Genomic DNA, 7,898 nt, shown 5'->3' with positions numbered 1-7,898 from the left:
GGCTGCCCTTCCGGGGCCGTCCCCTGGACGTAACTCCGCCGAGTGGCGCCGACGCGCAAGCGTGAACGCGCGAAGAACAGCCGCCTTCAGGCCGCCCAGTCGCGGAGTCGAACCGGTTGCCGCTTCGAGCCCCAGTCGCCCGGCACGGCTTCAAAGAGTCCAGAGACCCGAGTCTTGCAGCTCGCGCAGCGGCCCTCGTCATCGAGATTCCAGGCCGTCATCACATACCAGTCCCGCCCGATCAGCTTGATCCCACAGTTGTGACAATAGGTCGAGCCACCACTCTCGTCGTGGACGTTGCCGGTATAGACGTAGCGGAGGCCGTTGGTGAGAGCAATCCCACGAGCCCGCTTCAAGGTCGATGGCGGGGTCGGCGGCTTGTCCATCATCTTGAAGTCCGGATGGAAGGCCGAGAAGTGGAGGGGCACTTCGGGTCCGAGCTCACTGGCGACCCAGCGGGTCATCTCGTCGATCTCCGAATCCGAGTCGTTTTGACCCGGAATCAAGAGCGTCGTGATCTCCAACCAGACGTCGGTTTCGTGCCTGAGATAGACCAGGGTGTCGAGGGCCGTCTGCAGCTCACTGCCGCACACGGTCCGATAGAAGCTCTCGGTGAAGGCCTTGAGATCGACATTGGCCGCATCCATCGCAGCGAAGAACTCGCGTCGCGGCTCCGGGCAGATCTCGCCGGCAGTGACCGCGACGGTTCTGATGTCGCGCTCGCGACAGGCCGCGGCGACGTCGACGGCGTACTCGAGAAAGATGACCGGGTCATTGTAGGTGAACGCCACACTCCGGCAGCCCAGGCCTTCGGCCGCTCTAGCGATCACCTCGGGTGACGCCTCGTCGGCCAACGTATCGACCTCGCGTGACTTCGAGATGTCCCAGTTCTGACAGAACTTGCAGAACAGGTTGCAGCCAGCGGTACCGAAAGAGAGCACCGGCGTTCCCGGCAGAAAATGATTGAGCGGCTTCTTTTCGATCGGGTCGACGCAGAATCCGCTCGATCGACCGTAGGTCGCGAGCACCACGCCCCCGTCCTGACATCCACGCACGAAACACAAGCCTCTCTGGCCCTCCCGCAGCTTACAGAAGCGCGGGCAGAGGTCGCACTGCACCCGCCCATCCTCGAGCTCGTGCCAGTACTTGGTCGCGACGACGCTCGAGTCTCGCGGAATCGGTACGTCCATGACTATTCTCCTGCGAGGCCTGACTCCTACTAGAATCAACCGGACACGGCCACAGCGAATTCCAGTATGTCCAATGATACCAACGCGATCCGCGGCCTTATGTTGGACCTCGACGGGACGGTCTGGGAAGACGACCGGGTCTTCCCCGGCGTTCCCGAAGCGCTCGCGACCCTGCGTGCCAACGGAATGCCGATTCGGTTCACCACCAACACTACGCGCAAACCCCGCTCAGAGCTGGCAGCCAAGCTGACGGGCTTCGGTATCGCGACGCAGCTCGAAGAGATCCACACCGCGCCGTTGGCGGCAGTGTCCTGGCTGCGCCGGCGCGGGCTCTCGAGAGTCAGGCTATTGACGGCCGAAGAGACGTTCGAGGACTTCGCCGGTTTCGAGATAGTGACCGAGAAGCCGGAGGCGGTCGTCATCGGAGACCTGGCCGATCAATGGACCTTTGAGATCCTCAACGACGCCTTTCGCACCGTCTTGAGCGGAGCCGAGCTCGTCGCTCTGCAAAAGAACCGCTACTGGCGAAACGAGGGCGAGCTTGAGCTCGACGCCGGTCCCTTCATCGTCGCCCTCGAATACGCCACCGGCAGGAAGGCGACGGTGGTCGGCAAGCCCAACGTGGAGTTCTTCGAAACCGCTGGCGAGTCACTGCTACTTTCCGGCGAGCAAATAGCCGTCGTTGGCGACGATCTCTCGACTGATATCGCCGGCGCGCACAGTGCGGGTCTCGCAGCGATCGCAGTGCGAACGGGCAAGTTCAGGACAGAGGACGAGGAAGCGGCGGGGGGGGCAGCCACCGCCGTCCTCGATTCCCTCGCCGACCTGCCGGCCTGGCTCGGTCTCTAGCGAGAAGAGAGCGGCGGACCCAAAGCCCCATCCTCTGATGAAACAACTCCGCTCAGCCACAACCCCGGTGTCGACCCGTTCACCAGGCCCACCCAGGTCCTCATCGCACCGATCGAACAACCGAACTTGGTGTGACCGTTGCCGAGTCCCTGCGCCTCGATGATCTGTTCGCACGAGCAGCCGGCGGTGTCCTCGATGGTGAAGCTCAAGCCCGGACCGTTGCCGTTCGGAGGCGTGGTATCGAAAACGCCGTCGCCATCCACCAGAGCCCAGCGGTTGGTACCGAGGCTGCGTGTGGGCACTCCCTCAGGAATCGCCGTGCCGGGACAGACGTCCAGATCGAAGCCCACCCCGTCTCCGTCAAAATCCTTCATCAGGAACAACACCAGACCGTCGTGGTCCGAGGAGCGTAGCGGGAGGTTCCCGGGCGTAGCGTCGGAGAGAAGAGCGGCATAGGCGTCGGCGTTGCCCCTGCCGTACTCCGCGCCGCGCACGAGGGGCTCGAGCCCCACGGATGTGAGCGCGTGGTCGAGTACCTGAGCGTTGCCGCCGAAGACGAAGGAGTAACGCTCTTCGGCCGGCAGTCCGAGGACCTCGTCGAAGAGGTCGTTGTCGGGCAGGTCGGTGCAGTCTTCGGTGTCGCAGACCAGGTTGTCGTCGGGCACGAACTCGCCGGTCATGACGCCCACCGCGTCGACGTAGCCGTCGGTAAACTCGAAGGCGTTGAAGTCACCGGTGACTACCAGGTGAATGTCCGGGTCGGCCGCTTGCAGGGCCTCGACCGCTTCGGCGATCGACACCGCCTGCAGGAAGCGCTTCTTGCGAACTCGCACTCCCTCGACGGGATCCTCGATTGAGCCCAGCGACCGATTGTGGACCGCCATCACCGCGATCGGGAAAGAGCCGAGCTCGTGCTGGCAGCTGCCTTCGAGCAGCAGCGGCGGCCGGTCGTGGAGGATGTTCTGTTCGTTGGTCACCGGGTTGAGGAAGGTCACCTCCGGGTCCACCTGGGTGACGCTGTCGATCTGAATGTTCTGACGCGTCAGGAAGCCTACGTCGATGCCGCCAGGGTCGTTGCCCTCGATCAGATCTACGTTGTAGACGACGGTCGGATCGTCCAGCTTGATCTGGTCGGCCAGAGCCTGGAGTTCTACCTCGTCCTGAACCTCCTGCACCGCCAGGATGTCCGGCGAGCGCAGCACGTCGACGACGTAGGCCGAGAGCTTGGCGAAGCTGCTGTTCAGCCGGAAGAGATTCAACGATCCGACGGTGAATTCTCCCGGCTCTCGCTCGCGCACCGGGCTGAGGATCGTCGGCGCCGGCCCGAGCACAAGGGTTTTGGGCCAGATCTGGTAGTCGCCGAAGGAGAAAGCGAGCGGACCGATCGCGGACTCAACCGCCTGGGTGGCGAAGATGTCGGCGTCGGCAAGGCCAAGACCGTCCGGGTCGACCTCGAAGACTTCCTGGTTGCCATCCCACTCCGGTGGGCTGAGGAACGGGCTGGGAAACTCGATCCCCGGCTCGCGGAACGTCCGTGCGGAGCCGACGGTCACGGCTGTGTCGCCGAAGCCGTCGGTCGGGCCGGTCGCGATTCCATCGACCAACTCGACCAGCATGCCCTCCAAGCGCTCCATGTCCGGAGGATCGAAGGGACCCGGGGCGGGATTGAGGGCGTCGAGCAGGACCGGCGCCGGGGGCGTGGCACTGGAAGTCACGGTTACCGTCAAGCCGTCGTCGTCGATCTCGGTGAAGGAGAAGAACTCTCTCACCGTGCCGACCACGTCAACCAGGTCACCTTCAGCGACCACTGGTGGGTCATCGGTGAAGACGAAGATGCCGTTGGAGGTTGTGGCATCGAAGTCGTCCCGCGCCGCGGGCGTCTGCATGAAGAAACCCTCGTTGCTGACTCCGGTGACCACGTTGTCCCGGGTGATAACCGCCAGATCCTCGAACGGCGAGAAGGCGCCGCTGCCCTGAAGGTCGTAGATTTCGGGGGTGCCGTCGCAGTCGTTCACCGCCCCCGGCGTGCCGAGGTCGCCGTCGCCGAACGGCGTCGACGAGGTGCACCAGTTGGCGCCGACGTTGTTGTCGGCCCCGGGGATCAAGAGCGCCATTGACGCCCCGGTCGGGTCGGGGAAGGCGGCGCCGCCGTCGTAGTTAACCCGATCGATCTCGTTTCCGAGCGAGTCGATCAGGACGACCTCGTCGCCGCCGTTGCCGAGGAAGAAATCCGAGTACTGGTAGTCGACGTTGACCCCGCCGTTGGTCGCGAAGTTGGCGTTGTTGCCCAGAACCAGATAGCCGCCGGCCGGGACCAGGAGCGGTCCGCCGTTGTCGATGACGTGGCTGTCCGAGCCATCGTCCTCGAGGGCATAGCCGTTGAGGTTGATCGGCCTGCCGCTGGGGTTGAAGACCTCGAACCACTCGCCGTTGCTGTCCGATACCGCGTTCGGATTCTGGATGATCTCGTTGATCACCGGTAGCGGGCAATCGTTCGCCGCCCCCGGGGTGCCGAGGTCGCCGTCGCCGAACGGTATCCGTGAGGTGCACCAGTTGACACCGACGTTGTTGTCGCTCGTCGGGTTGCCGAGCGCCATCGAGGCTCCGGTCGGATCCGGGAAGGCGGACCCGCCGTCGTAGTCCACGCGGTCGACCTCGCTGAGGAAGGTGTCGAGGAGAATGACCTCGTCGTCGCCGTTGCCGAGAAAGAAACTCGAGTACTGGTAATCGACAACCACGCCGCCGTTGGCCGCGATGGTGTCGTCGCGCCCCAGCACCAGATAGCCACCCGCCGCGATCACCAGGGGACCACCGTTCACGATCACATGGCTGTCCGAGCCGTCGTCACGAAGAGTGAAGCCGTTGATGTCGATGGCATCGGCGGTCGGGTTGAAGAGCTCGAGCCACTCGCCGTTGGTGTCCGAGACCGCGTTCGGATGCTGGATGATCTCGTTGATCACCAGCTCGGGCACGACGACCACACAGTCGTTGGCCGCCCCCGGCGTGCCGAGGTCGCCATCGCCAAAAGGCGTGGATGCGGTGCACCAGTTGGCACCGACGTTGTTGTCGAGCGCCGGGTTGGCCAGCGCCATCGAAGCGCCGGTCGGATCCGGGAAGTCCGGACCGCCGTCGTACTCCACGCGGTCGACCTCTCGCGCCAGGGTGTCGACAAGGACGACTTCGTCATCACTGTTGGCGAGAGTAATCCCCGAGTACTCGTAGTCGACTGTGACGCCACCGTTGGCCGCGATGGTGTCGTCGCGCCCCAGCACCAGATAGCCACCCGCCGCGATCACCAGGGGACCGCCGTTCACGATCACATGGCTGTCCGAGCCGTCGTCACGAAGAGTGAAGCCGTTGATGTCGATGGCATCGGCGGTCGGGTTGAAGAGCTCGAGCCACTCGCCGTTGGTGTCCGAGACCGCGTTCGGATTCTGGATGATCTCGTTGATCACCAGCTCGGGCACCGAGACCACGCAGGTGTTCTGGGCTCCCGGTGTGGGAGCAAACTGCGCGTAGGTGTCGGTGTTGCGGGCCCCGCCCGAACCGTTCGGACAGCGCTGATTCGAGTCCGCCGTGCTGTTGCCGCCGCCCCCTTCGTTGACCTGGGGCTGGCCGGCGTTGAGCAACGCTAGCAGTCCGGCGTCGTCACTGTCGTTGGTGTCGTAGACAATCGCGTCGATCAGATTCGTGGTCGTCACCGGCGTGTCGTTCGGAAAATCCGTGGCATCGCCCGTCAGCAGGGCCACCGCATCGGCACCGTTCTGGATCAGGTTCGTGTCCGGAGACACGTCCAGGTCGCAGTTGGGCGTGTTCGCCGCATTTCCGCAGAGAACGAAATAGCCCGAGCCGTCCGTGGCCTGACCGTCGAGGTCGAACGACAGATACGACGCGTCGTCGCTGCCGTTGAACAACACCAGAACCAGTCCGCTCAGATCCGTGTTGCCGACTCCACCGTCGTAGAGCTCGACGAACTCGGCGCTATCGGTCGACACCTGGTCCGCATCCACCTCATTGATTAGGACCTGGGCCGAAAGCGGCCCGGCCACAGCCAGGAGCACCCCGGCGATTGTCAACACAGCTGAACGGGCAAAACGCTTAGAACAGGTCTTCGAAGTCTGCACGGTTAACTCCTCCAAGAGATTCACTATTCACTCAACCCGAGGGCTTGAATTGCTCGCGCGCAGCGCAATAGCACCACGGAAACGAACTTCCTTCGGACGAGTAGCAAGAATATACGTGATCTCGCAGAGATCAAATAGACGTCCGTCGATATGTCCGGCCAGCGTGGTATCGAAGCGCTAGCCCGCGGCCTTGCCGGCCGCCAGGCGGGCCACCATGCCGCGAAGAGCTCTCTGGGTCTCGTCGCTGAACCAGCGCTTGACCAGGGCCTCGAGAGCGCTCTCAGGCACCTCCCGGAAGTCGTCGATGAGCTGCCTGCGGGCATTGGCTCGGGTCCCCAACATGGCTTTCCTAGGCAGTGCCAGGATCGATCCGCACCACTCGATCGCCCGGGGCACGACCTCTTCCACCGGAAGCAACTCGTCGACCAGATTGATCGAATGCGCTTCGGCGGCGTCGATCATGAGGCCCGCCATCCCGATCCGGGCCGCATGGCGCCGGCCGACCAAGCCAGCGATCGCTCTCTGGAAGATCACCGGCAGCACGATCCCGACCTGGACTTCGTTGAACCCGATCTTGAACGGACCCTCGGCCATCACCCGATAGTCGAAGAACAGAGAGAGCACCGCGCCGCCGGCCGGGCTGTGGCCGGTGAGAGCTCCGGCGATCGGCACCGGGCAGGTCGCCAGACTTCCGAGCAGCCTCAAGAACCGCCGCCAAGCGTCGCTGATGCCGTCGCGATCGAGGGTGAGCAGATACGGAACGTCGAGGCCGGCCGAGAACATCCCCGGGCGGCCCGAGAGCACCAGGGCTTCGGCTCCGTCGGGCTCGGCGCTTTCGACCGCGAAGCGAATACTGTCCATGAGCTCGGGTGAGAGCGCATTCGCCGGCGGGCGGTTCAATCGCAACTCGCGAACCGAGTCGTGGTCGAGGATTTCGAGCAGCTGATCGGTCAACGTCTATCTTCCTGAGAAAAAGGCCGCCCGGGCTGGGCGGCCTTTGGAGAAGTTGGCTCCTGGGGAGGGATTCGAACCCCCGACCAGTCGGTTAACAGCCGACCGCTCTACCACTGAGCTACCCAGGAAAACGGGCCTTTCAGGCGGCGAGGATCTTAGGCCTCGCCCTTTTCTTTGTCAATCTAGCGCAATCGGACGAATCGGCTTCGACTAAGCCGAATTGTCCAAGAACGGTTTGAGCTGAGCCGACCGGCTCGGATGCCGGAGCTTCCTGAGCGCCTTCGACTCGATCTGCCGGATCCGCTCGCGGGTCACGTTAAACGACTTTCCCACTTCCTCGAGTGTGTGCTCGGTGCCCTCGCCGACACCGAATCGCATCCGCAACACCAGTTCCTCGCGCGGCGTCAAACTCTGCAGCACCCCCGCGGTCTGGTCGGTCAGGTTGTTGGAGATAACCGACTCCACCGGAGATATCGCCGCGCCGTCCTCAATGAAGTCACCGAGGTGTGAATCCTCCTCCTCTCCGATCGGGGTCTCGAGAGAGATCGGCTCCTGAGCGATCTTCATGATCTTGCGGACCTTGGAAGCCGACAGGTCCATGCGCTCGCCGATCTCCGCGGCGGTCGGCTCTCTGCCCAGCTCCTGGACCAACGATCGGCTGGTGCGCGTTAGCTTGTTGATGGTCTCGATCATGTGAACCGGGATACGAATGGTTCGCGCCTGATCGGCGATCGCCCGGGTTATGGCCTGGCGGATCCACCAGGTGGCATAGGTCGAGAAT

5 protein-coding genes and 1 tRNA gene are annotated in these 7,898 nt (G+C 63.6%); 1 reads left to right on the top strand and 5 read right to left on the bottom strand.

What is annotated here, in order from left to right:
• Nucleotides 1-86: 86 nt before the first annotated feature.
• Nucleotides 87-1,190, bottom strand: coding sequence for an AmmeMemoRadiSam system radical SAM enzyme (gene amrS / locus GY769_20400; GenBank protein MCP4204283.1), 1,104 nt, complete (start codon nt 1,188-1,190; stop codon nt 87-89).
• Nucleotides 1,191-1,256: 66 nt separating this feature from the next.
• On the opposite strand from amrS, the gene GY769_20395 reads away from it, so the two are divergent.
• A complete protein-coding gene (locus GY769_20395; GenBank protein ID MCP4204282.1) occupies nt 1,257-2,039 on the top strand; it encodes a TIGR01458 family HAD-type hydrolase in 783 nt (260 codons plus the stop codon).
• Here the strand turns inward: GY769_20395 and GY769_20390 are convergent.
• From GY769_20390 to GY769_20375, 4 genes are all read right to left on the bottom strand, one after another.
• Nucleotides 2,036-6,163: a hypothetical protein gene (locus tag GY769_20390; protein ID MCP4204281.1), complete on the bottom strand. Its 4,128-nt coding sequence runs from the start codon at nt 6,161-6,163 to the stop codon at nt 2,036-2,038. The two genes, GY769_20395 and GY769_20390, sit on opposite strands and share 4 nt — an antisense overlap.
• 177 nt (nt 6,164-6,340) lie before the next feature.
• Complete coding sequence (locus GY769_20385) at nt 6,341-7,105, bottom strand: enoyl-CoA hydratase/isomerase family protein (GenBank protein MCP4204280.1); 765 nt, start codon at nt 7,103-7,105, stop codon at nt 6,341-6,343.
• A gap of 65 nt (nt 7,106-7,170) precedes the next feature.
• Nucleotides 7,171-7,245, bottom strand: a tRNA-Asn gene (locus GY769_20380).
• Between the two features lie 82 nt (nt 7,246-7,327).
• Nucleotides 7,328-7,898: sigma-70 family RNA polymerase sigma factor (locus GY769_20375; protein ID MCP4204279.1), on the bottom strand; the 571-nt coding region annotated here is incomplete at its 5' end.

The sequence above is a fragment of the bacterium genome (assembly GCA_024224155.1).
Lineage (GTDB): Bacteria > Acidobacteriota > Thermoanaerobaculia > Multivoradales > JAHEKO01 > CALZIK01.
Note: the sequence above shows the minus strand (reverse complement) of the source record. Positions and strands in the feature narration are given on the sequence as shown.